The organism is Streptomyces sp. NPDC048566 (assembly GCF_043199735.1).
Classification (GTDB): Bacteria; Actinomycetota; Actinomycetes; order Streptomycetales; family Streptomycetaceae; genus Streptomyces.
In genome coordinates this window covers 333,599-356,732 of the sequence record NZ_JBICWL010000006.1, presented here as the reverse complement: position 1 = coordinate 356,732, position 23,134 = coordinate 333,599, and the positions used below count along the sequence as shown (strand labels likewise).

The window sequence follows — 23,134 nt, the reverse complement described above, 5'->3', positions numbered from 1 at the left end:
AGGTGGACCGCCGCGTCGAAGGGACACTGATGGTGCAACGTCGAGCAGTGACGGCCGTGTTGGCCGCGACGGTGATGCTGGTGACGGCGGGCCGCGACCGCGGCCCGAGCGGTCGGGTCGTTCGCGGGCGGTGTCAGCGGCGTGCGGGTTCCACCGCCGGCGCGGAGCCCGGCAGCGGCCGGCCGGCCGACTCCTTCATGAACCAGACCGCCGCACCGCCGACGACGGCCGCGGCCATCATGTAGTAGGCGGGCATCATCATGTTCCCCGTCGCGCCGATGAGGGCGGTGACCACCAGCGGGGTGGTGCCGCCGAAGAGGGAGACGGAGATGTTGAAGCCGATCGACAGCGAGCCGTAGCGGACCCGGGTCGGGAAGAGCGCCGGGAGCGCGGCCGGCATCGCGGCGGTGAAGCAGACCAGCAGCAGGCCGAGGGCGCCCATGCCGAGCCCGACCGCCGCCAGGGAGCCCTGGCGGATCAGCAGCAGCGCGGGGACGGACAGGGCCAGGAAGCCGGCGCAGCCGGCGGCGATCACCGGGCGGCGGCCGATCCGGTCGGTCAGCGCACCGGCGAAGGGCTGCACGATCATCATCAGCGCCATCACGCCGAGGACCACCAGCAGGCCGTGCGTCTCGTCGTACTTGAGCTCGCTGGTCAGGTAGCTCGGCATGTACGACAGCAGCATGTAGTCGGTGACGTTGAAGACGAGGACCAGGCCCACGCACAGCAGCAGGGCGCGCCACTGGCCGGTGATCATCTCGCGGAGCGGGACCTTCGGGCGGTCCGTCTCGGCCTTCTCCAGCTCGGCCGAGAACGCCGGGGTCTCCTCCAGGCGCATCCGCAGGTAGAGGCCGACGACACCCATGGGGCCGGCGATCAGGAACGGCACGCGCCAGCCCCAGGACAGCAGGTCGTCCCGGGAGAGCAGCGCGGTCATCAGGGTCACCAGACCCGCACCGCCGATGTATCCGGCGAGCGTGCCGAATTCCAGCCAGCTGCCGAAGAAGCCGCGCTTCTTGTCCGGGGCGTACTCGGCGATGAACGTCGAGGCGCCCGCGTACTCGCCGCCGGTGGAGAAGCCCTGCACCAGGCGGGCGGCGAGCAGCAGGAGGGGCGCGCCGACACCGATCGAGGCGTACGACGGGATGAGGCCGATCGCGAACGTACCCGCCGCCATCATGATCATCGTGAGGGCGAGGACCCGCTGGCGGCCTATGCGGTCGCCGAGCGGGCCGAAGACCATGCCGCCGAGGGGGCGGACGAGGAAGGCCGCCGCGAAGGCGCCGAAGGTCGACAGGAGCTGGGCGGTCGGGTTGCCCGAGGGGAAGAAGGCCTTGCCCAGGGTCACCGCGATGTAGCTGTAGACGCCGAAGTCGAACCACTCCATCGCGTTGCCGAGCGCTGCCGCCTTGACGGCGCGCTTGACCAGCGCCGGGTCGGTGACGGTGACCTCGGGGGGTGCCGGGCGCGCGGGGGCCGGTGCGGGAGCCGGAGGTGCTACGGGGGTCGCGGTGGGCAAGGGCCTTCCTTCCGCAGGGGACGGGGACGCGGTCCGCCCGGAGGCGGGACCTCGGCCCGCCCGGGGGCAGGCCGAAAAGCGACTTTAGAGCCACTCGTCCGGATCACGTGCGGTGCCCGTCCGGTCGCCCAGCGTGCCCAAAGGCGCTGTGCGCAGGCGCGACGCGGCACCGCGTCGCGCCGTGCGGAGGGCCGGCCTGTGAGGTAAGTCGCCGACTCCGGGTGGTGCGGAGGCGTCCGGCGACTATCGTCATTCGGACAAAACGCAGGGGGACGTCAGGTGGCGCGGAGGTTGCCGGCGTCTTTTGGCGGGGGCGGCACGGACGGCGCGGGCCCGGCCGGAAACTGCTATACGGGGGCGTACGGGACGGACAGGACGAGCGGGGCGGGAGGGCCGACGGGGCGTGGCGGACGTGGAGCACGGCGGACGAGCGGGAGATGCCTTCGCGGCGGGAGCGCGGACGGCCGGAGCCCGGCTGGGCGTGCTCCGCGCCGGGCTCTGGGCGGTCGCGGCCCTGCTGGCCGCGCGCCAGGTCGCCGCCGTCCTCGGCGCCCCCCGGACGGACCGGCTGACCGACCTGGAGACCTGGGTCGGCCCGCACGGCGTGCTGCACGTGAAGGGCTCGCTCTACGACACGGACCGGTTCACCGGCACGCCGTTCGCGGGGCTCGCCCTCAAACCCCTCACCCGGTCCGCCGAGGAGGCCCTCGGCTGGGGCTGGACCTTCGGCACCCTCCTGCTGGTCGTCGCCCTCGGCGTGGTCGCCGCCCGCGCCCTGCCGCAGCCCGTCGGCCGCCGCACCTCGCTGCTCGCCGCTCCCGTCGCCGTCAGCCTGCTGTTGGTGTCGCTGCCGGTGCGCAACGCCCTCCACCTCGGCCAGAGCGGCATCCTCCCGGTCCTGCTCGTCCTGCTCGGCTGCTTCGCCGTCCGCGGGGAACGCGCCTGCGGCGCCCTCGTGGGCCTCGCGGCGGCCCTCCAGCCCACGGTGCTGCTGTTCACCCCGCTGCTGTGGTGCACCGGCCGCCGCCGTGCCGCCGCCTCCACCGGCGTCACCTTCGCCGCCCTGACCGCGCTCGCCTGGGCCGCGATGCCCGAGGACTCGGCCGGCTACTGGCTGCACCACCCGGCCGGCGTCGGACTGGGCAGAGCGGCCGACGACCTCGCCAACCAGTCCCTGCACGGCGCGCTGCTGCGCTTCGGCCTGACCGGGCCGCCGGAGATCGGCCTCTTCCTCGGACTCGGCGCGGTCGTCGCCGTCCTCGGACTGCGCCGCGCGGTGTCCTACGCCCGCGACGGCCAGCTCCTGCTCGCGGTCGCCGTCACCGGCTGCGTGGCCGTCGCCGTGTCGCCCACCACCTGGCAGTACCAGCTGCTGTGGGTGCTGCTCGCGGCCGTCGGGCGGGTGGGCAGGAAGGCCGCCGACCGGTACATGTGGCCCGTCGCCGTCGTCCTCGTCATGACGCTGCCCGGGAGCATGCTGCTGCCGAACATGGCGGCCCTGTACCCCCTGCGCGACAACGTGGCGCTGATCGCCGCGCTCGCCGCGGCCACCCTCGTCCCGTTCCTCCCCCGCGCCTCGGCCCACCACCGGACGCCGGTGCCCACCGAGCGCGCCGAGCCGGTGCGCACCCGGTGGCGGCGGGTGCCGCTGCCCCCGCTGCCCGGCCGCGTCCTGACCCGCCCCAACCTGCTGCTCGAACTGCTTCTGATCCGCGTCGGCTACTCCGCCTACCAGCAGGTCAGGCTCGCCGCGACCGGTGGCACCAACGCGGGGGGCCGGGCCACCGCCGAGCGCCACGGCGACCGGATCCTGGCCGTCGAACGGTTCCTGGGCATCGACATCGAGCGCGGCGTCAACCGAACGGTGTCCACGATCGGGTTCCTCCGGGACTTCTTCGACTTCTACTACGCGTCGTTCCACTTCCTCGTCCCGCTCGCCGTCCTCGCCGTGCTCTACGTCCGCCGCCCCGCCGACTACCGCTGGGCGCGCTCCGCCCTCGGCTTCGCCACCCTGCTGGCCCTGGTCGGCTTCTGGCTCTACCCGCTCGCCCCGCCGCGCCTGATGCCGGGCCTGGGCGTCATCGACACCGTGCACGGGGTGCAGGACTTCTCCAAGCCGGACTACGGCACGCTGACGGCGCTCACCAACCAGTACGCGGCGATGCCCTCGCTGCACTTCGGCTGGTCGCTGTGGTGCGGGCTCGTCGTCGCCGTCCTGGCGCGCAGGTGGTGGGTGAAGGCGCTGGGCCTGCTGCACCCGCTGTTCACCGTCTCCGCCATCGTGGCGACCGGCAACCACTGGGTGCTGGACGCCGTGGGCGGAGCGGCCGTGGTGGCCGCCGGGTTCGGGCTGACCCACCTGCTCCAGGGGCCGCGGGCCCGGACGCCGGTGCCGCCGGCCCGCACCGGCTCCACGCCGAGCCCGGTCCCGGCGGCCGGCCGCACCAGCGGCTGAGCACGCGCCGGCCTGCACCGGAGTCCCACCGGGGGGCGGCTGAGCGCGCGCCGGCCCGCACCGGAGTCCCGCCGGGGGGCGGCTGAACGCGCGCCGACCTGCACCAAGCGCGCTGCGGGGGCGCTGAGCGCGTGCCGACCCGCACTGGAGTCCCGCCGGAGGCGCGGCTGAGCACGGGCCGGCCTGCACCGGAGCGGCCCCGCCGGGGGGCGGCTGTGCGCGGGCCGGTGGCATCGGAGTCCCGCCGGGCGGCGGCTGTGCGCGCGCCCGCCTGCGCCGGAGTCCCGCCGGGAGCGGTTGTGCGCGGGCCGGACCGCACCGGAGCGGCCCTGCCGAGGGCGGCTGTGCGGGCCGGAGTCCGGTCGTCGGCGCCGGCCGGACTCCGGACGTTGCCCGCACCGCCTGGTCGTGCACCCGGCCGGAACGGGCGCAGCCCCTCCCGCGGGCGGCGGGAGGGGCTGTGAGGAGGGGTGGGGCGGGCAGGGGCGCGGGGGAGGCCGTCTCGACGGCCTCGGCCCGCAACCTGCGGCCCGCGCGCGGCGTCCCGCGCCGCCCGCTCGTTCCCGCGCCGCCCGCTCGTGTCCGGGCGCGGGCAGAGCCGAGCCGAGGCGGCGGCGGTCGGACGGGCCGGTGCGGCGGGTCCGGACAGGCGGAAGGCGGCGGCCCCGGGGATCAGGGGGCCGCCGCCTGCTCGGAGGGGGGTGCGGCTGATCAGTACCAGCCGTTCGCCTGCCAGAAGTTCCACGCGCCGGCCGGGCTGCCGTAGCGGGAGTTCATGTAGTCGAGACCCCACTTGATCTGGGTCTTGGGGTTGGTCTTCCAGTCGGAGCCGGCGGACGCCATCTTCGAGCCGGGCAGGGCTTGGACCAGGCCGTACGCGCCGGAGGAGGAGTTCGTCGCGGTGGGGTTCCAGCCGCTCTCGTGCTCGACGATCTTGCTGAAGGCGTTGAACTGGCCGGAGTCCGGGATCATCTTGTGCGCGATCGCCTTCGCGGAGGAGGCGCTGGTCGGCGTGGCGGCCTGGGCGGGCGCCGCGGCCAGGACCATGCCGGCGGTGGCGGCGGCCACGGCGGCGCCGGCGAGGGCCTTCTTCGGGGACGAGACGGCGCGGCGGATGACGGAGACGGACACGGAGAACCTTTTTCCTCGGGGACATGAGGCCGCTTGCATGCCGTGACCACCGGGGGTGGCGGGGCGTACGTCGGCGCCGCGACCCGGGTGGGCCGTCGGCGCCTGGCGACTGCTCCAGAGAAACAGGCTCGGCGGCTGTCGGCAATGACCCTTTTTACTAGTCGTGGTCGCATCCGGGGTGAATGTCCTGCGTGTGACCTGGCTCTCAACGTGCAGGTCAGCGGCTGTTTTGATGCGCGCATGTCATGCCGTGCGCCTACGAAGCCGCTTCGGACGTGACGTGCGTCCTGTGGGGCGCCTCACTCCGGGTCTGACGGAGGGTGCGCGGTCCCCGACACCGTGTCGCCCCGCGGTGTGACGCGGGTCGCGGATCAGCCGGGTCCGAAGGTGACCGGGGTCTCGAAGGCGGCCCGCCGGGTGGCCCGGCGCAGCGCCTTGAGCAGGGCCGTGCCGAGCGTCAGGGTCAGCACGACCGTGACGGCCGCCCGGCCCAGGTCCCAGCCGAGGGACGTGGCCAGGCAGTACGCCAGGAAGCGGGCCAGGTTCGCGGGCAGCGCGGCCTGCGGGTCGTAGGCGACGTTCGAGGCCAGCGTGTCCATGAACGGCCAGCCGGCCAGGTTCATGACGGTGCCGTACGCGAAGGCGGCGAGGAACCCGTACCCGGCGAGCAGCAGCAGCTCGCCCCGGCCGCGCAGCCGGTCGGGCCCCGGCAGCAGCCCGGCCCCCAGGGTGAACCACCCCATGGCCAGCATCTGGAACGGCATCCACGGCCCCACGCCGCCCGTGAGCAGGGCCGAGGCGAACATCGTCACCGACCCGAGCACGAAGCCGAAGCCCGGCCCGAGCACCCGTCCGCTCAGCACCATCAGGAAGAACATCGGCTCGATGCCCGCGGTCCCCGCTCCCACCGGCCGCAGCGCGGCACCGGTCGCGGCCAGCACGCCGAGCATGGCGACCGCCTTGGGGCCGAGGCCCGACTCCGAGATCGTCGCCGCGACGACCGCGACCAGCAGCACCAGCAGACCCGCGAACAGCCAGGGGGCGTCCTGGGCGTGCGCGCCGACCTGCGAGCCCGGGCCCGCGAGCAGCGGCCAGCCGAACGCCCCGACACCGGTGGCGCTGACCAGCGCCAGGGCGGCGACGGACCGCGGGCCGAGACGGACGGCCCGCGCCTGGGGCTGCGCCGGCCCGCCGGCCCGCGGCACGGGGGCGGTGCCCCGGGGGGCGGGGCCGGACGGTTCGGGGGTGCTCATGCGAGGGCCTTCTCGACCTGGGTGACGGTGAGCCACGGCTCGGGCGCGAGGATCTTCGCGACCTGCGGGGCGAACGACGGCGAGGCGACGACGACCTCGGCGGCCGGCCCGTCGGCGACGACCTCGCCGTCCGCGAGGATCACCACCCGGTGGGCCAGGTCCGCGGCCAGCTCCACATCGTGTGTGGCCAGCACGATGGCGTGCCCCTCGGCGGCCAGCCCTCGCAACACGGTGACCAGCCGGGCCTTCGCCGCGTAGTCCAGACCGCGGGTCGGCTCGTCGAGCAGCAGCAGCGGGGGCCGGGCCGTCAGGACCACGGCCAGCGCCAGGGCCAGCCGCTGCCCCTCCGACAGGTCGCGGGGGTGCGCGGCGTCGCCGATCTCCGGCAGCAGCCGCGACACCAGGTCCCGGCAGGTCCCGGCGGCGGCCCCGGCGTCCTCGTCGGCCGCCGCGCACTCGGCGGCCACCGTGTCGGCGTACAGCAGATCCCTCGGTTCCTGGGGCACCAGCCCCACGCGCCGGACCAGATCGCGCGGCGCCGTGCGGTGCGGCGTCGCGCCGCCGACCCGCACCGACCCGGCGGCCGGCTCCACCAGCCCGACCAGTGCCGCGAGCAGGGTCGACTTGCCGGCGCCGTTGCGGCCCATCAGCGCGATCGTCTCGCCGGGGCCCGCGGTGAGATCCACCCGGCGCAGCGCCTCCACCCGCCCGCGCCGGACCGCCAGCGACTTCACGACGGCCACCTCTGCCTCGGCGGAGCCGACCGGCTCCGCCGAGGCGGAGCGCCGGCGCAGCAGGCGGGCGAGGAGCGGTGCGGGACGTCCGGGCCGGGTGGGAGCCGAGGGGAGGGGGCCGGGCCGCGGCGGCGCGCCGGTCTCCTCGTGCGGTCCGGCGAGGCGCTCGCGCAGGAGGCCCGCGCGGCGGCGGGCGTCGCGCACGGTCAGCGGGAGCGGGGACCAGCCGGCCAGCAGCCCCAGTTCCACCACCGGCGGGCGGACCGGGGAGACGGCCATGATCTGCGACGGCGTGCCCAGCGTCACGCCCGCGCCCGGCGCGGGCAGGAGCGCGAGCCGGTCGGCGTACTGGACGACGCGTTCGAGGCGGTGCTCGGCCATCAGGACCGTGGTGCCGAGATCGTGGACCAGTCGCTGGAGGACGGCGAGCACCTCCTCGGCGGCGGCCGGGTCCAGCGCCGAGGTGGGCTCGTCCAGGACCAGCACCCGGGGATGCGGCGTCAGGACCGAGCCGATCGCGACGCGCTGGCGCTGGCCGCCGGAGAGGGTGGCGATCGGACGGTCCCGCAGGTCGGTCAGGGAGAGGAGGTCGAGCGTCTCCTCGACCCGCCGCCGCATCACGGCGGGCGGGAGGCCCAACGACTCCATGCCGTAGGCGAGTTCGTCCTCCACGGTGTCCGTCACGAAGTGCGACAGCGGGTCCTGGCCCACCGTGCCCACCACGTCGGCCAGTTCGCGCGGCCGGTGCGTGCGGGTGTCCCGCCCCGCCACGGTGACCCGGCCGCGCAGGGTGCCGCCGGTGAAGTGCGGCACCAGCCCGCCGACCGCCCCGAGCACGGTCGACTTGCCGACCCCCGACGGGCCGACGAGCAGCACGAGTTCGCCCTCGGGGACCGCGAAGTCGACCCCCCGGACGGCCGGACCGGCCGCGCCGGCGTACGTCACGGAGACGTCCTCGAAGCGGATCATGAGGGCTCCTCGGGGGCAGGGGCGTGCTGGGGGCTCGGGGCGGCGAAGGCGGGCAGCAGCCCGAGCAGGACCGCCGCCGCGGGCCCGAGGGGCAGTTCGGGCGCCACGAGCGGGACGACGCCGGGGTGCAGGGCGGCGGGGTCGCCGGACGCGGCAAGGATCATCAGGGCTGCCACGACCGCCCCCGAACCGGCGACCAGCCAGGCCCGCACCCCCCAGACGTCGGGCCGGTACCGGGTGCGCGGGGTGCGCCGGCCGCCCAGCCACAACCCGCCGAGCGCCGCGGCGAGTCCGGTCAGCAGCACCGGCAGTCCGTAGCCGCCGCCCTCGGAGGTGAGCAGCCCGTAGGTGCCCGCGCAGACGCCGAGCAGCCCGCCGAGGGTCAGGGCGCCGGTGGTCCGGCGGACGGCGGGCGGCACCTCGGCCGTCCGGCCGTAGCCGCGCGCGTCCATCGCCGCGGCCAGGGCCACCGAGCGCTCCAGCGCGCCCTCCAGGACCGGCAGCCCGACCTGGAGCAGTCCGCGCAGCCCCCGGTCGGGACGGCCGCGCAGCCGGCGCGCGGCGCGCAGGCGCTGCGCGTCGGCTATCAGGTGCGGGGCGAACGTCAGGGCGACCACCACCGCCACCCCCGCCTCGTACAGCGCGCCCGGCAGCGACTTGAGCAGCCGCGCCGGGTTCGCCAGGGCGTTCGCCGCGCCCACGCAGACGAGCAGGGCGGCCAGCTTCAGGCCGTCGTACAGCGCGAAGACCACGCCCTCGGCGGTGACCCGGCCGCCGACCCGGATGCCCTGCGCCCAGTGCGGGAGCGGCAGTTCGGGAAGCGTGACGATCACATGGGTGCCCGGGATCGGCGAGCCGAGGACCACGGCGAAGCCCAGCCGGATGACGAGGACGGCGGCGGCCAGTTTCACGAAGGCCGTGTAGGAGCGGGCCCAGGGCGCCTCGCCGCGACGGGAGGCCACCACGTAGCCCGCCACCGCGATGAGGAGCGCGAGCAGCAGGGGGTTGGTGGTCCGGGAGGCCGCCGTGCCCAGACCCAGCGCCCACACCCACCAGGCGCCCGGATGCAGGGCGTTGCCGCGGGCCGACCGGGCGGCGGTCCGGCCGCCCGCCGCCGAGGGGGACGCCGGCGGACCGCCGCGCTCCGGCCGTCTCCGGGCGTCCGCGACGCGGTCGCCCGCGGTCCGGGCGGACCCGGCCGCCCGCGCGCCCGGGAGGGGCCGGCCGGGGGTCCCCGGAGCCCGGACGGTGCGTGCCGCGGGCTCCGGGGGCCCGGTGTCGGCGCCCCCGGCCGGGCGGGTGGGGGCGGGGTCGCCGGGGGCGGGGACGCGGCGGGCCGGTGCCTGCGGGGGGCGCGGCGTTCCGGCCGGGGCGTCCCCGGCCGGAACGCGGACCGGTGTCGCGTCCGGACCCTCGTGCCGGGCCTCGGTCATGGCGTGCCGCTCAGTTCCTGTGGCGGCGGGCCTGCCAGACGGCCGCCCCGCCGAGCGCCGCCACGGCCGCCACACCGGCCCACAGACCGAGGGACGGGCCGCCACCGGCCGGGTCCGCGGCATGCGGACGGGCGGACGCGGTCGCCTCGGACCCGGTCGCCTCGTCCGCCGCGACCGTGTCGCCGCAGCCCGTGCGCGGGTATCCCGCGATCGCGCACAGCAGGGCGTTGGTGTCGTACCGGAGCGGCTTCGCCACCGCGGCCAGCGCCTCCGCGGCGGACGCGTCCGGAGCGACGCGGGCGCAGGCGGTGCGCGGGGCGGGCGGACGCTCGCCGGACGGCGCGTCAGCGGCCGTGCCGGAGTCGATGACCAGCGCCACGCGCTTCGTGCCCGGTCGCGCGGCGGTGCCGGCGCAGATCGCGTCGAACGCGCGCTCCCCGCGCGGCTGGACCGCGTGCCGGGAGTCCTCGCTCACCGCGAAGCGGAAGCCCTCCACGGCCCCGTCGGAGGGCCGCGCGGTCGACGGGCCCTCGGTGGCGTACGTCCACTTCCCGCTGGCCAGCTCCCAGAAGGACCAGTAGCGGTAGCCGACCGCGTGCGCCCGCCCGGCGCCGCCGAGGACGAGGAGCAGGAGGCCGAGAGCGAGCGCCAGGGCCGGCGCGGCCGTCCGGCGGACGGTCACGGCTGCCGGTTCTTGTTGCGGCCGCTGATCAGGAAGCCGACGCCGATGCCGGCGACGAGACCGACGCCGACGATCCACCACACGCCGAGTCCGTCGCCGTCGTCCTTCTTCTCGTCGTCCTTGGTCTCGTCCGGGGTGGCCGAGGCGCCGGCCGCGGACGGGGCGGGGCCCGTCGCGTTCAGCCGCGCGACGAGGTCCTGGCCGCCGAAGTCGCGCGGGTCGGTGCCGGTGCTGTGCGCGGCGAAGATCAGCTGGGCGTACGCGGCGGGGCCGGACTTGGCGGCCCAGCCGGCGGCGTTCTTCTCCAGCCAGGCGAGCGGCTTTTGCGCGTCCTCGGCCGCGCCGTCCGCGGCGAGGGCGACCACCGCGTCGGCGGTGTTGCCGTAGTCGGGCTGGTCCTCGGCCCCGGCGAGGGCGGACTTCAGGTACGGGGTCTTCGCCAGCGCGGTGGCCAGGTACGCGGCACCGTTGGCCGCCGCGTCGCGCGGCCCGGGGGAGTCGGGGGTGGCGCACGGCGCCGGGTCGTGGCTCTCGCCCGCCGCGGGCGCGAGCCCCTTGCCGAGGCTGCCGACCACACCGGCCGCGGTCGCGTCGGCGTTCGCCGCCAGCGCGCCCTTCTTGTCGGGCTGGTAGGCGAAGGCGCCGCCGTCCTTGCCCTTGCACGGCATCGCGAGCTTCAGCAGCGCGTCGTAGGGGGAGGCGCCGTCCTTCGCGACGCTCCGCGGATTCGTGCCGGCCGCCGCGAGCGCCCCGATCACGACGGACGTCGAGTTGGTGTCGCTGGGGCCGCCGGCCATGTAGCCCCAGCCGCCGTCCTTGTTCTGCGCGGACTTCAGCCAGGCCACCGCCCGGCCGGTGGCGTCGTCGTGCCCGCCGAGCGCGGCCAGCGCCTGAACGGCGGCGGCGGTGCTGTTGGTGTCGGTCTGCGTCGTGGCGTCGCACGCGGCGGAGGCGTCCGCCCGGTACGCGGCGAACGCGCCGTTCGCGCACTGCTGGCCGGTCAGCCAGTCCACCGCCTTCGGGGCCGGCCGCACGCCGACGGTGTGCTGGGCGAGCAGGGCGAGCGACTGCCGCCACACCCCGTCGTAGGTGGGGTCGGCGGTGCCGTACAGGCCCGAGGGGACCGCCGTCGACGGCGAGGGGGAGGAGCCCGCCGCGAGGGCGGCCGGAGCGAGGGCCGCTCCGATCACGGTGGTGGCGGCCAGAACCGCGGCGGTGCGGCGAACGAACATGACTCTCCCTGCGGGGAGCCGGGCAGCACCGGGCACGAGAAGGCTCCCGGGGGCTCCGGCTCCGTATCCCTCGACGGTGCCTGCCGTCGGCGGGCTGCCGAGGGCACGAGCCGGTCACGTCCCGGGCGAGGCGATCCGGCTCACCGCCGACAGGCGGCTCACGGTTGCGGGTCAGCGCCGGATTCGCACCGGCTTCTCCTCGTACGGGTGTGATGACGACGGGCTCACTCTACCGGCCGTACGTGCGAGCCCGGGTGTGGCCTGCGCAACCCCGGGCCGGCCCGACTAGGTTGCGGGGCATGGCGACGGGGAGACTGCTCGGCTCGGGGCGTTCGGCGGACGTCTACGAGATCGACGAGGCGTGGGTGCTGCGACGGGACCGGGAGGGATGGGGCGACGCGCGGGCCGAGGCGGCGGTCATGCGGCACGTCCACGCGCACGGCTATCCGGTCCCGGAGGTCCGGGCGGCGACCCGCGCCGACCTGGTGATGGAGCGGTTGCCCGGACCGACGATGCTGGAGGCGCTCGGCCGGGACCTGCTGTCCGCCGCCGAGGCCGGGCTCGTGCTGGCCCGGCTGCTGCACCGGCTGCACGCGGTGCCCGCCCGCCGCTGCGCGGACCCCGCCGCCCGCGTCCTGCACCTGGACCTGCACCCCGACAACGTGATGCTCACCCCGGACGGGCCGAAGGTCATCGACTGGGCCAACGCCGAGGAGGGCCCGCCGGGCCTGGACTGGGCGGTGTCGGCGGTGATCCTCGCCCAGGTCGCCGTGGGCGGCGGAGCGATGGCGCCGGCGGCCGACCGGACCCTGCGGGCCCTGCTCGACTCGAACGAGGACCGGGTCACCGACGACGGTCTCGCCGAGGCCCTGCGCCGCCGGGCGGCCAACCCGACCATGAGCGCCCGCGAGACCGGCCTGCTCGGCGCCGCGCAGGCGTCCGTCCGGTCGCTGCTCGGCGCCCGCTGACACCGCCCGCCGACACCGGCCCCGCGGCCCGTGTCCGCGGAGTGGGGGCGCGGGCGCGGCCGGTCCGGGCGGGCCGTACCGGTCCGCGGATCGGCGGCTCCGTGGGCCGGCGCGGCCCGGCGCCCGACACCGGGCCGCGTGAGTCGCCGGTCGCTGCCCGGCACCGCCCCGGCCCGTCCGCGCTCCCCGGGGTGCGTACGGGCCCCGGCCGGCCGGGGCCGCGATGCCCCACCGTGCGGGCTGCCGGCCCGCGGGCGGTTCCACTCCTGGGCTCCTGGGCCCGTGCGGCGGGCCGGTGCCGGCGGGAGCGCCCGGGACGAGGGCCCGGAGGAGCGCCGGCGACCTGCCGCCGGCCGTCCCCTACGGTCCCTCCGGCCCCTACGGTCCCTCCGGCCCCGGGGGGTCGATCAGCCGGCAGACCGTCTCGATGTCCGTCCTGACCTGGGCGATGGAGGCCCGGCCTGCCAGCCAGGTGATGAGCACCGAGTGCCAGGTGTGCTCGATGACGCGGACCGCGGAGAGCTGCGCCGGGGTCGGGTCGGTGAGGCCCGTCGCGTCCAGGATGATCATGGTGGTCTGCCGGGACACCCGGTCGACCTCGGCGCTGACGCCGCGGTCGGCGAAGGTCAGCGCGCGGACCATGGCGTCGGCGAGTTGCGGCTCGCGCTGGAGGGCGCGGAACGCCCGCATCAGGGTCTCCGCCACCCGCTCCGCCGCGCTCTCCCCGGCCGGCGGCTTCTTGCGGAGCGTGGCGTGCATGCGCTCCAACTGGTCCTGCATGGTGGCGACCAGCAGGTGCACCTTCGAGGGGAAGTAGCGGTACAGGGTGCCGAGCGCCACCTGCGAGGACTCCGCGACCTCGCGCATCTGCACGGCGTCGAAGCCGCCCCGGCCCGCCAGTTGGGCGCTGGCGTGCAGGATGCGGCGCCGGCGCGCCTCCTGCCGCTCGGTGAGCGGTGCGGAGGGCTCGGAGGGCTCGGAGGACGAGGGGTGCGCGCGGCCGGGGGCCGCGGCCCGCCCGGCCCCCGCCGCCGGGCGTGCGTTCTTCGGGTCCGCCTTGGCTTCCGCAGACATGGTTCCGCTCCGTGACAGCAGGTGGGGAGCGAGGAATCGGCGGGGCGGGGCCGCCCGCCGCACCGCGGACCGGCCGATCCCGCCACCCGGTCGTGGCGTGAATCACCCGGTCCACCGCTCGCAGCGGCGCTACCTGCCGGTAGATTCAATGCTCCTTGAACGATCAAGTCTGTAACTTGTTCTAGATTAGCGTCCCGGCGTAACCTCGCGGGAAAGTGCAGGGAGAAGGGGACCGGAAGTGACCGCTGAGGCCATGGAGGCGGGCCCCGGGAAGGGGACGGCGGCCGACGGGGACCGACCCCTGAACATCGCGCTCCTCACCTACAAGGGAAACCCCTTCTGCGGCGGCCAGGGGGTGTACGTACGGCACCTCTCGCGCGAACTGGCCCGGCTCGGGCACCGGGTCGAGGTCATCGGCTCGCAGCCCTACCCCGTCCTCGACGACGACGACGGCCTGCCCGGCCTGAGCCTCACCGAACTGCCCAGCCTCGACCTCTACCGCCAGCCCGACCCCTTCCGCACCCCCGGGCGCGGCGAGTACCGGGACTGGGTCGACGCCCTGGAGGTCGCCACCATGTGGACCGGCGGGTTCCCCGAGCCGCTGACCTTCTCGCTGCGGGCCCGCCGTCATCTGCGCGCCCGGCGGGGCGAGTTCGACGTGGTCCACGACAACCAGACGCTCGGCTACGGACTGCTCGGCGACGTGGGCGCCCCGCTGGTGACCACCATCCACCACCCCATCACCGTCGACCGGCAGTTGGAACTCGACGCCGCCGAGGGCCTCAAGCGCCGCGCCTCCGTCCGCCGCTGGTACGCCTTCACCCGCATGCAGAAGCGCGTCGCCCGCCGCCTCCCGTCGGTGCTCACCGTCTCCGGCACCTCCCGCCAGGAGATCGTCGACCACCTGCGCGTCGAGCGGGACCGCGTCCACGTCGTCCACATCGGCGCGGACACCGACCTCTTCTCGCCGGACCCCTCCGTGCCCCGGGTCCCCGGCCGCATCGTCACCACCTCCAGCGCCGACGTGCCGCTCAAGGGCCTGGTCTTCCTCGTCGAGGCGCTCGCGAAGGTGCGGACCGAGCACCCCGGCGCCCATCTGGTCGTCGTCGGCCGGCGCGCCGAGGACGGCCCGGTCGCCCAGGCCATCGAGCGCTACGGCCTCCACGGCGCCGTCGAGTTCGTCAAGGGCATCTCCGACGCCGAACTCGTCGACCTCGTCCGTTCCGCCGACGTCGCCTGCGTGCCCTCCCTGTACGAGGGCTTCTCGCTGCCCGCCGCCGAGGCCATGGCGACCGGCACCCCGCTGGTGGCCACCACCGGCGGCGCGATCCCCGAGGTCGCGGGCGCCGACGGCGAGACCTGCCTCGCCGTCCCGCCCGGCGACCCGGGCGCTCTGGCCGCCGCTCTCGGCCGGCTCCTCGGCGACCGGTCGCTGCGCGCCCGTCTCGGCGCCGCCGGCCGCGCCCGGGTCCTGGAGCGGTTCACCTGGGCCCGCGCCGCCGAGGGCACCGTCGCCCACTACCGCGCCGCCATGGCCCACTCCGCCCCGCGGCCCGGCTCCCGCCGGACGGCCGCCGCGGCGCCCGCGGCCGGCGCCACCGCCTCCGCGGACCCGACCCCCGCCACCGAACCCGTTGCAGCCAACCGCGAAAGCAGGGCCACGTGCTGACCGTCGACTTCTCCCGGTTCCCGCTCGCCCCGGGCGACCGTGTCCTGGACCTCGGATGCGGTGCCGGCCGGCACGCGTTCGAGTGCTACCGGCGCGGCGCGCAGGTCGTGGCGCTGGACCAGAACGGCGAGGAGATCCGCGAGGTCGCCAAGTGGTTCGCGGCGATGAAGGAGGCCGGCGAGGCCCCCGCCGGGGCCACCGCGACCGCGATGGAGGGCGACGCCCTCGCGCTGCCCTTCCCCGACGAGTCCTTCGACGTCGTCATCATCTCCGAGGTGATGGAGCACATCCCCGACGACAAGGGCGTGCTCGCCGAGATGGTCCGCGTCCTGCGGCCGGGCGGCCGCATCGCCGTCACCGTGCCCCGCTACGGCCCGGAGAAGGTCTGCTGGTCCCTGTCCGACGCCTACCACGAGGTCGAGGGCGGCCACATCCGCATCTACAAGGCGGACGAACTGCTCGGCAGGATCCGCGAGGCGGGACTGCGGCCCTACGGCTCCCACCACGCCCACGCCCTGCACTCGCCCTACTGGTGGCTCAAGTGCGCGTTCGGCGTCGACAACGACCGCGCGCTGCCCGTCCGCGCCTACCACAAGCTGCTGGTCTGGGACATCATGAAGAAGCCGCTGGCCACCCGGGCCGCCGAACGGGCGCTGAACCCGCTCATCGGCAAGAGCTTCGTGGCCTACGCGACCAAGCCCCACCTGCCCCGCCTGCCCGGCGCGGCGGACACCGGCGCGGGCACGTCCGAGGCGGACGCCACGTGACCACGCCCCGGACGGAACACCTCGTCCTGCCCGGGGTCCTCACCGCGCAGGAGGCCGCCGCCACCGTGCGCGGCATCCTCGCCGTGCAGCGCCCCGACGGGGCCATCCCGTGGTTCCGCGGCCACCACCTCGACCCGTGGGACCACACCGAGGCCGCCATGGCGCTCGACGCCGCCGGCGAACACGAGGCCGCCGAGCGCGCCTACACGTGGCTGGCCCGCCACCAGAACGCCGACGGATCGTGGTACGCGGCCTACGCCGACGGGAAGTTCGACGAGGTCACCGACCGCGGCCGGGAGACCAACTTCTGCGCCTACATCGCGGTCGGCGTCTGGCACCACTACCTCGCCACCGGCGACGAGGTGTTCCTGGACCGCATGTGGCCGGCCGTCTACGCGGCCGTCGAGTTCGTACTGCGGCTCCAGCAGCCCGGCGGGCAGATCGGCTGGAAGCGCGAGGACGACGGCACGGCGGTCGCCGACGCCCTGCTGACCGGGAGTTCGTCCGTCCACCACGCACTGCGCTGCGCGCTGGCCATCGCCGAGCAGCGCGAGGAGCCGCAGCCCGACTGGGAGTTGGCGGCCGGCGCGCTGCGGCACGCCATCCGGTGCCATCCGGAGCGGTTCCTGGACAAGGACCGGTACTCCATGGACTGGTACTACCCCGTGCTGGGCGGCGCCTTGACCGGCGCGGAGGCCAAGTCCCGCATCGACGCGGACTGGGAGCGCTTCGTGGTGCCCGGCTTCGGGGTGCGCTGCGTGGTCCCCAACCCGTGGGTGACCGGCGGCGAATCGGCCGAACTCGCCCTCGCCCTGTGGGCGGTGGGCGAGTCCGACCGTGCGCTGGAGATCCTCCAGTCCATCCAGCACCTGCGCGATCCGGAGAGCGGGCTGTACTGGACGGGGTACGTCTACGAGGACGGGGCGGTGTGGCCCGAGGAACTCACCACCTGGACGGCGGGTTCCCTGCTGCTGGCCGTCGCCGCACTCGGCGGCGACGAGCCGACCTGCTCCGTCTTCGGCGGCGAGCGGCTGCCCGCCGGTCTGGACCCCGACTGCTGCGCCCGGGCCTGACCCGCGGTCGGCCGCTCGCGGCCGGACATCCGGACGCCCCGGATGTCCCGGCCGTCAGTGCCGGTGGATGCGGTTCGCGACCGCGTGGCCGATGAACAGGTAGACGACGGCGGCGAGTCCGTAGCCGGCGACCACGCGCGCCCACTCCTCGTCGAAGGTGAACAGGTCACGCGACCAGCCGGCGAGCCAGCTTGCCGCGTCGTGGATGAACTGCACGAGGTCGTTGCCGCGATTGGCGTCGAGCAGATACATCAGAATCCAGAGACCGAGGATGACGGCCATGACGTCCGCGACGATCGCGATGACCGTCCCCGCGGAGTTCGAGCCGCTGCGATATCTAGGGGACATGACCGGCGTGTTGCCCCCTTCCGCGGGATGAAACCCGAACGGGCCCGGCCGGGTGGCGCAGGTGTGCGAACGGGGTGAGGCTGCCGGGGAGAGCCGCGTCAGCCGGGACCCGGGGACGCGGCGCACCGGGGAGAACCCCCCTGCCCACCCGGAGGATGCCGTGCCCCCATCCCTGCGGCGCCTGCTGGTGGCGCTCACCCTCTGCTGCGCCCTGGCCGGCGGGACCTCCGCCTGCGGGGGCGACGGGTCGGGAGCGCAGGACACCTCCGCCTCCGCCACGCGCACCCCCGGCGCGACGGCCTCGGCCGAGCGGCAGAAGTTCGCCAAGACCCGCTTCGTGGCGAACGCGGGGCTCGCGGCCGGCGCGACCTACCAGTGGATCGTCAAGCCCTACCGGGCGGGCTCGTTCGCGAAGGGAGCCAAGGGCCGCAGGCTCGCCCTGGTCAAGGCCGGCCTCGCCGGCGCCTTCGCGTACAACCGCCTCAAGGCCGCCTCGGACAACGCCCAGGGTGATCCGGCGCTCGCGCGGGCCGTCGCCCCGCTCGCCGCGGGCATCGAGGCGCTCAAGGGGCTGCCCGCCAAGCTCCGCAAGGGCGAGTCGACCGACTCCGTCGCGAACTCCTTCGACGATGTCATCGGCCGGATCAAGGACGCGGGCCGGAGCGCGGGAGCCGAGGTCACCGACCGGGTGCCGTCGGCCGCGCAGTTGAGCGGGGGCTGAGCGGGGGGCTGAGCGGCGCCGCGGGTCCCACGCGGTGGGGCCGGCGAGGACGCGCGGCGGCCGCGGGGGCCGGAGGCGGCACCGGCAGGCCGGTCCGGGCCGCCGCCACCCGGTCCGCCGGGGACCGCGTCCCCGGCGCCGACCACGAGAGCGACCCGCAGAAACTCTCCGGTACAGCACTTCTGACGGCCTGTCACGTCGGTCCGCCCGTCCAGGGGCGGGGCACGACCGTACGGCACCGGCCCCCCGCCGCGAAGGGCGAGGGGCCGGTGTGAGAGCGGGTCGGGTCAGCCGCGCTGGATGCCCGACGTGTCCTGCAGGACGCCGCGCCGGCCGTCCTGCGTCTGCGCCACCAGGGCGCCGCCCCGCTGCTCGACGGCCAGGTACCAGGTGCCCGGCGCCAGTTCGGCGATCGGCGACTGCCCGCCGTCCTCCGAGTACAGGGGCCGCGCGACCGGTACGGCGAACCAGAACGGCGAGAAGTCCTGCGCGGGCTGCTGCGGCTGCGCGGCGGCCGAGGTCTGCGGCTGACCGCCCTGCTGACCGCCCTGCTGACCGCCGAACGGCTGGCCGTGCTGCGCCGGCTGCGCCCCGTAGGGCTGGCCGGGCTGTCCCTGCTGCTGGGCCCCCGGGTAGCCGTAACCACCCTGCGGCTGACCGCCGTAGGGCTGCGGGGCGGCGGGCTTGGGGGCGCCGACGAGAGCGACCTTCAGCGCGGGGACGAGGGGGGTGGCCACGGCGCCCGCGGCGAGGACGAGGGCCGCGAGGAAACCGAGGATCGTTCCGGCGCCAGGGCTGGCCGAGTCAGGAACGTCCACCAGGGACCAGAAAGTGATCCACGCGACGAGAACGGTGAAGGCCACTCCGACCGTGCCCAAGTCGAGGCCGGCGAGCTTGCGCTGCTGCGGCAGGGAGCGGTTGGCGATGATCAGGGCGGCACCGATCACCCCGCCCATGTAGACCCCCATGCCGGTTCCGAGGCCGTCCCATGCGGTTGTGTCCACGTTGAAACCGGAAACGGAGTAGAGCTTCAGGAACGACGCGATGAACAGCAACACCGCTGCTCCGATCACCACGCCGTCGCCTCGAGTGAGGGAGCGGATATTCACTTCAGGTCCTTCGTCAGTCGTCTCGTCTTCGGTGGAGGCATCGCTGCTCACCGTGTCGCCGTCATGGTGTCGTCGTCGGGTCCCGGTGGGAAGCGCGGGGGCGGCCCCTCGTCGTAGGGACGACACTATCGCCCGCCCGATCTGGGTGTCCGCCGGGTTCGCCGGGTCGATCGCTAACCGCGCAGGAAACTCACGATTCCCTCGGAGATCCCCCGCGCCGCCTTCTGCCGCCAGGCGCCACTGGTCAGCAGCGCGGCGTCCTTGGCGTCGCGCATGTTGCCGCACTCGATGAACACCTTGGGAACCGTTGACAGATTGAGACCGCCGAGGTCGGTGCGCACGTCCAGCCCGGTTCCGTCGCCGATGTAGTTGGAGGGCGCGCTGCCGGTCTCGTGCACGAACCGCCCGGCGATACGCTCGCCCAGGTCGCGCGAGGGTCCGACGATCGGGCGGGTGTCGGCACCGCCCGCGTGCACGGACCCGGGCAGGATCACGTGGAACCCGCGGTTGCCGGACGCCGAGCCGTCGGCGTGCACCGAGACCACCGCGTCCGCGTGGGCGGTGTTGCCGATCCGGGCCCGCTCGTCGACGCAGGGGCCCCAGGAGCGGTCGCCGTCCTGGGTCAGTTTCACGGTCGCGCCCTCGTCCTGGAGGATCGTCCGCATCCGCTGCGCCACGTCGAGGGTGAAGACGGCCTCCGCGTACCCCGCGTTCGTGGAGGTGCCCGTGGTGTCGCACTCCTTGCGGTTCGTGCCGATGTCCACCGTGCGGTTGATCTCCGCGGTGTGCTGGAAGTTGCCCGGGTTGTGGCCCGGGTCGATCACCACGACCTTGCCCTTGAGCGGGCCCGAGCCCGCGGGCCGCGTGCCGGCGGCCGACGCCGGGGAGGACGGCTCCGGGGACGTCCCCGCCTTGCCGTCGTCCGGTGCCGCGGCGGAGGCGGAGCCGGCCGAGGAGGGCGCGCCGGAGCCGGACGCGGAGGACGAGGCGGCGGGGGCGGACCCGTCCCCCGCGTCGCCGCCCACGGCCAGCCACACCAGCCAGCCGGCCAGCGCGCCGGGGACGAGCGCCGCGACCGCGACGGTCAGCGGCCCGCGCCGGAGACGGCGCGGCGGAGGCGGATCGAAGTCAGGGCCTGCGTACGACACGTCAGCCACCTTAAGGGCCGTTCGAGTGCTCCGCCGACTCCTCGGCGCCGCGCGCCGTCCGCGTCGGAGCCGGTGCGCCCCGCCTCGCCCCCGGCCCGGCGCACGGATGCGCGGGCCCGCCGGCACCGCGGCACCGGGCGGCGCGGCTCAGATGCCCGGCCCGGTGCGCCGCAGCACCCGCAGGGAGCCGGTCACCGCGGCCTCGGTGAACGCGCCGGACGCCAGGGCCCGCAGGTACACGCGGTACGGCGCCTGGCCGGTGAACTCGTCCACGGGGTCGGGGAAGACGTCGTGGACGACGAGGAGTCCGCCGTCCGCGACATGGGGCGCCCAGCCCTCGTAGTCGGCGTTCGCGTGCTCGTCGGTGTGGCCGCCGTCGACGAAGACCAGGCCGAGCGGCGACCCCCAGAACGCGGCGATCTGCGGGGAGCGGCCGACCAGCGCGACCACGTGCTCCTCCAGCCCCGCCCGGTGCAGGGTCCGGCGGAAGGCGGGCAGGGTGTCCATGAGGCCGATCTCCGGGTCGACCGTGGCGGGATCGTGGTAGTCCCAGCCCGGCTGCTGCTCCTCGCTGCCGCGATGGTGGTCCACGGTGATCGCGGTCACGCCCGCCGCGCGTGCCGCGTCGGCGAGCAGGACCGTGGAGCGGCCGCAGTAGGTGCCGACCTCCAGCAGCGGCAGGCCGAGGCGCCCGGCCTCGGCGGCGGCCTCGTACAGGGCGAGCCCCTCGTCCGTCGGCATGAACCCCTTCGCCGCCTCGAAGGCGGCGAGGATCTCGGGCGTGGGAGCCGCGGGCATGGGGGTCCTCCATCGGTGGGACGGCGTGGGCGGTGCGGACGCCGCGAGCGGTGCGGTCGATCGGCCGCCCCATCGTGCACCACACCCCCGCCGCGCGGGCGACGGGGGTGTGCGTGATCGCGCAGGGTGGGGCCGGGGGTCAGGCGGTGACGCCCGCGCCCTCGCCGGGCAGCGACAGGTCCAGGTCGACCGGGCTGTCGTCGCCGGCGTGCGTCGCCGACGAGGCGAGCGGGCCGTGGCCCGCGGCACGGGCCGCCAGCACGTAGGCGCCCTGCGCCGGCACGGCGAGCGCGTAGCCGCCCAGCTCGTCGGAGAGGGTGGCGCCGGCCTGCCGGCCCCGCCGGTCGATCAGGGTGACCTTGGCGCGGGCGACCGGCGCGCCGTCGGCGCTCAGCACTCGGCCGCGGAAACCGCCGAGCACCTCGTGGGCGCGCTCCAGGGCGGCCTCCTCCTCGCTGCTCGCCCGCAGCTGCGGCGCGGACGCCGGGCGCTGGCGGGGCAGGAAGAGGGCCATGAGCAGCCCGACCGCGACGGCGCCGGTGGCGATCACGAAGGACACCCGGAATCCGTGCATGGTCGGGATCGCGACGCCCCCGGCGTGGTGCGCCGTGTTGGCGAGCACCATGCCGATGACGGCGCTCGACACGGACGTGCCGATGGAGCGCATCAGGGTGTTGAGGCCGTTCGCCGCGCCCGTCTCCGAGGCCGGCACGGAGCCGATGATCAGCGCGGGCAGCGAGGAGTAGGCCAGGCCGATGCCGGCGCCCAGGACCACGGCGATGACCAGCGACTGCCAGGCGGCGCTCATCAGGCCGAGCCCCGCGCCGTAGCCGACGCCGATGATCACCATGCCGATGATGAGCGTGACCTTGGGGCCGTACTTCGCCGACAGCCGCGCGTACACCGGCGCCGTGACCATCATCGTCAGGCCGAGCGGCATCACCAGCAGGCCCGCGCTGACCATCGACTGGCCGAGGCCGTAGCCGGTGGACTTCGGCAGCTGGAGGAGCTGCGGCAGGACGAGGGAGACGACGTAGAAGGAGACGCCGACCATGATCGAGGCGAGGTTGGTGAACAGGACGGCGGGGCGGGCCGTGGTGCGCAGGTCGACCAGCGGTGCCTTCAGCCGCAGCTCCATCGCGCCCCACAGCAGCAGCACGGCGACGGAGGCGCCGAACAGGCCGAGCGTGAGCGGCGAGGTCCAGCCCCAGTCGCTGCCCTTGGTGATCGGCAGCAGGAACAGCACGAGCCCGGCGGACAGGCCCACCGCGCCGAGCACGTCGAAGGTGCCCTTGGCCCGCATCGGGGACTCCGGCACGACGAGCAGGGTGAGGGCGATGGAGACGGCGCCGAGGCCGGCGGCGCCGTAGAAGAGGGCGTGCCAGTCGGCGTGCTGGGCGACGAGGGCCGCGGCGGGCAGCGCGAGACCGCCGCCGACGCCGATCGAGGAGCTCATCAGCGCCATCGCCGAGCCGAGCTTCTCGCGCGGCAGCATGTCGCGCATGAGCCCGATGCCGAGGGGGATGGCGCCCATCGCGAAGCCCTGGAGCGTCCGGCCCACGATCATCGGCAGCAGGGTGCTGGTCAGCGCGCTGACGAGCGCGCCGACGACCATGATGGCCAGGCTGGTCAGCAGCATCCGCCGCTTGCCGAAGAGGTCGCCGAGGCGGCCCATGATCGGGGTGGCCACGGCGCCCGAGAGCAGGGTCGAGGTCAGGACCCAGGTGGCGTTGCTGGGCGCGGTCCCCAGCAGCGTCGGCAGGTCCTTGATGACCGGGACGAGCAGGGTCTGCATCACCGCGACCACGATGCCCGCGAAGGCGAGCACCGGCACGGTCGCGCCGCTCGGCCTCCGCGCGGGCTGGTCGGTCGTCGTGTGCGTCATTGCGTGGGGCCTCCAGGCCTGGGAATGCCGGTGCTCGGTGGAGCGACGGAGCTGAACGGGGTGATCCGCACGGATGCGGGGCCGGGCGAGCCGGCCCCGGCGGATGCGGGGACGTCGGTCGGATGATCCGCGGGTGCGTGCGGGATACGTGCAAGGGGAACCCGGT

General features: G+C 75.4%; 19 protein-coding genes and 1 riboswitch. Of the genes, 6 read left to right on the top strand and 13 right to left on the bottom strand.

All coding sequences use genetic code 11. The features are described from left to right. Positions 1-133 precede the first annotated feature (133 nt). Positions 134-1,519, bottom strand: coding sequence for a glycine betaine/L-proline transporter ProP (gene proP, locus ACGFS9_RS13920; protein ID WP_393253066.1), 1,386 nt, complete (start codon positions 1,517-1,519; stop codon positions 134-136). A gap of 403 nt (positions 1,520-1,922) precedes the next feature. Here proP and ACGFS9_RS13915 point away from each other — a divergent pair, with 403 nt between their 5' ends. After that, positions 1,923-3,974, top strand: a complete 2,052-nt coding sequence (locus ACGFS9_RS13915; protein ID WP_393253064.1) for a bifunctional glycosyltransferase 87/phosphatase PAP2 family protein — start codon at positions 1,923-1,925, stop codon at positions 3,972-3,974. Positions 3,975-4,685: 711 nt separating this feature from the next. Here the strand turns inward: ACGFS9_RS13915 and ACGFS9_RS13910 are convergent. From ACGFS9_RS13910 to ACGFS9_RS13885, 6 genes are all read right to left on the bottom strand, one after another. Next, the gene (locus tag ACGFS9_RS13910) at positions 4,686-5,105 is read right to left on the bottom strand and encodes a transglycosylase SLT domain-containing protein (RefSeq protein ID WP_393253062.1); all 420 of its coding nucleotides are present in this window, start codon (positions 5,103-5,105) and stop codon (positions 4,686-4,688) included. A gap of 371 nt (positions 5,106-5,476) precedes the next feature. Next, complete coding sequence (locus tag ACGFS9_RS13905) at positions 5,477-6,358, bottom strand: ECF transporter S component (RefSeq protein ID WP_393253060.1); 882 nt, start codon at positions 6,356-6,358, stop codon at positions 5,477-5,479. Next, positions 6,355-8,061: an ABC transporter ATP-binding protein gene (locus tag ACGFS9_RS13900; RefSeq protein WP_393253059.1), complete on the bottom strand. Its 1,707-nt coding sequence runs from the start codon at positions 8,059-8,061 to the stop codon at positions 6,355-6,357. The genes ACGFS9_RS13905 and ACGFS9_RS13900 overlap by 4 nt, the downstream gene beginning before the upstream one ends. Further along, positions 8,058-9,131, bottom strand: a complete 1,074-nt coding sequence (locus tag ACGFS9_RS13895; RefSeq protein ID WP_393253085.1) for a CbiQ family ECF transporter T component — start codon at positions 9,129-9,131, stop codon at positions 8,058-8,060. The genes ACGFS9_RS13900 and ACGFS9_RS13895 overlap by 4 nt, the downstream gene beginning before the upstream one ends. Positions 9,132-9,504: 373 nt before the next feature. After that, a complete protein-coding gene (locus ACGFS9_RS13890; protein WP_393253057.1) occupies positions 9,505-10,176 on the bottom strand; it encodes an SCO2322 family protein in 672 nt (223 codons plus the stop codon). After that, entirely contained in the window at positions 10,173-11,408 is a 1,236-nt protein-coding gene (locus tag ACGFS9_RS13885) for a prenyltransferase/squalene oxidase repeat-containing protein (protein ID WP_393253055.1), read from the bottom strand. The genes ACGFS9_RS13890 and ACGFS9_RS13885 overlap by 4 nt, the downstream gene beginning before the upstream one ends. A gap of 132 nt (positions 11,409-11,540) precedes the next feature. Beyond that, a riboswitch (cobalamin riboswitch) is annotated at positions 11,541-11,606 on the bottom strand. A 101-nt stretch (positions 11,607-11,707) separates the two neighbouring features. Between ACGFS9_RS13885 and ACGFS9_RS13880 the strand changes: the two genes are divergently transcribed. Further along, positions 11,708-12,376, top strand: a complete 669-nt coding sequence (locus tag ACGFS9_RS13880; RefSeq protein ID WP_393253053.1) for a phosphotransferase — start codon at positions 11,708-11,710, stop codon at positions 12,374-12,376. Positions 12,377-12,754: 378 nt separating this feature from the next. Here ACGFS9_RS13880 and ACGFS9_RS13875 read toward each other — a convergent pair whose 3' ends face one another. Next, positions 12,755-13,450, bottom strand: coding sequence for a TetR family transcriptional regulator (locus tag ACGFS9_RS13875; protein WP_393253051.1), 696 nt, complete (start codon positions 13,448-13,450; stop codon positions 12,755-12,757). A 238-nt stretch (positions 13,451-13,688) separates the two neighbouring features. On the opposite strand from ACGFS9_RS13875, the gene ACGFS9_RS13870 reads away from it, so the two are divergent. From ACGFS9_RS13870 to ACGFS9_RS13860, 3 genes are read left to right on the top strand one after another with little or no spacing between them, the layout of a single operon-like run. Next, positions 13,689-15,119, top strand: a complete 1,431-nt coding sequence (locus tag ACGFS9_RS13870; RefSeq protein WP_393253049.1) for a glycosyltransferase family 4 protein — start codon at positions 13,689-13,691, stop codon at positions 15,117-15,119. Continuing rightward, positions 15,113-15,886: a class I SAM-dependent methyltransferase gene (locus ACGFS9_RS13865; protein WP_393253047.1), complete on the top strand. Its 774-nt coding sequence runs from the start codon at positions 15,113-15,115 to the stop codon at positions 15,884-15,886. The genes ACGFS9_RS13870 and ACGFS9_RS13865 overlap by 7 nt, the downstream gene beginning before the upstream one ends. Next, the gene (locus ACGFS9_RS13860) at positions 15,883-16,959 is read left to right on the top strand and encodes a prenyltransferase (RefSeq protein WP_393253046.1); all 1,077 of its coding nucleotides are present in this window, start codon (positions 15,883-15,885) and stop codon (positions 16,957-16,959) included. Before ACGFS9_RS13865 ends, ACGFS9_RS13860 begins: the two co-directional genes overlap by 4 nt. A 54-nt stretch (positions 16,960-17,013) precedes the next feature. Here the strand turns inward: ACGFS9_RS13860 and ACGFS9_RS13855 are convergent, their stop codons facing one another. Beyond that, positions 17,014-17,307, bottom strand: a complete 294-nt coding sequence (locus ACGFS9_RS13855; protein WP_393253045.1) for a hypothetical protein — start codon at positions 17,305-17,307, stop codon at positions 17,014-17,016. Between the two features lie 160 nt (positions 17,308-17,467). Between ACGFS9_RS13855 and ACGFS9_RS13850 the strand changes: the two genes are divergently transcribed. Further along, the gene (locus tag ACGFS9_RS13850; RefSeq protein ID WP_393253043.1) at positions 17,468-18,028 is read left to right on the top strand and encodes a hypothetical protein; all 561 of its coding nucleotides are present in this window, start codon (positions 17,468-17,470) and stop codon (positions 18,026-18,028) included. A gap of 287 nt (positions 18,029-18,315) precedes the next feature. Here the strand turns inward: ACGFS9_RS13850 and ACGFS9_RS13845 are convergent, their stop codons facing one another. The 4 genes from ACGFS9_RS13845 to ACGFS9_RS13830 form a co-directional block, all read right to left on the bottom strand. After that, the gene (locus tag ACGFS9_RS13845; RefSeq protein ID WP_393253041.1) at positions 18,316-19,137 is read right to left on the bottom strand and encodes a hypothetical protein; all 822 of its coding nucleotides are present in this window, start codon (positions 19,135-19,137) and stop codon (positions 18,316-18,318) included. Between the two features lie 173 nt (positions 19,138-19,310). Then, the gene (locus ACGFS9_RS13840) at positions 19,311-20,285 is read right to left on the bottom strand and encodes an N-acetylmuramoyl-L-alanine amidase (protein WP_393253040.1); all 975 of its coding nucleotides are present in this window, start codon (positions 20,283-20,285) and stop codon (positions 19,311-19,313) included. A gap of 147 nt (positions 20,286-20,432) precedes the next feature. Next, complete coding sequence (locus ACGFS9_RS13835) at positions 20,433-21,083, bottom strand: class I SAM-dependent methyltransferase (protein ID WP_393253038.1); 651 nt, start codon at positions 21,081-21,083, stop codon at positions 20,433-20,435. 139 nt (positions 21,084-21,222) lie between these two features. Further along, positions 21,223-22,968: an MFS transporter gene (locus ACGFS9_RS13830; RefSeq protein ID WP_393253036.1), complete on the bottom strand. Its 1,746-nt coding sequence runs from the start codon at positions 22,966-22,968 to the stop codon at positions 21,223-21,225. Positions 22,969-23,134 lie beyond the last annotated feature (166 nt).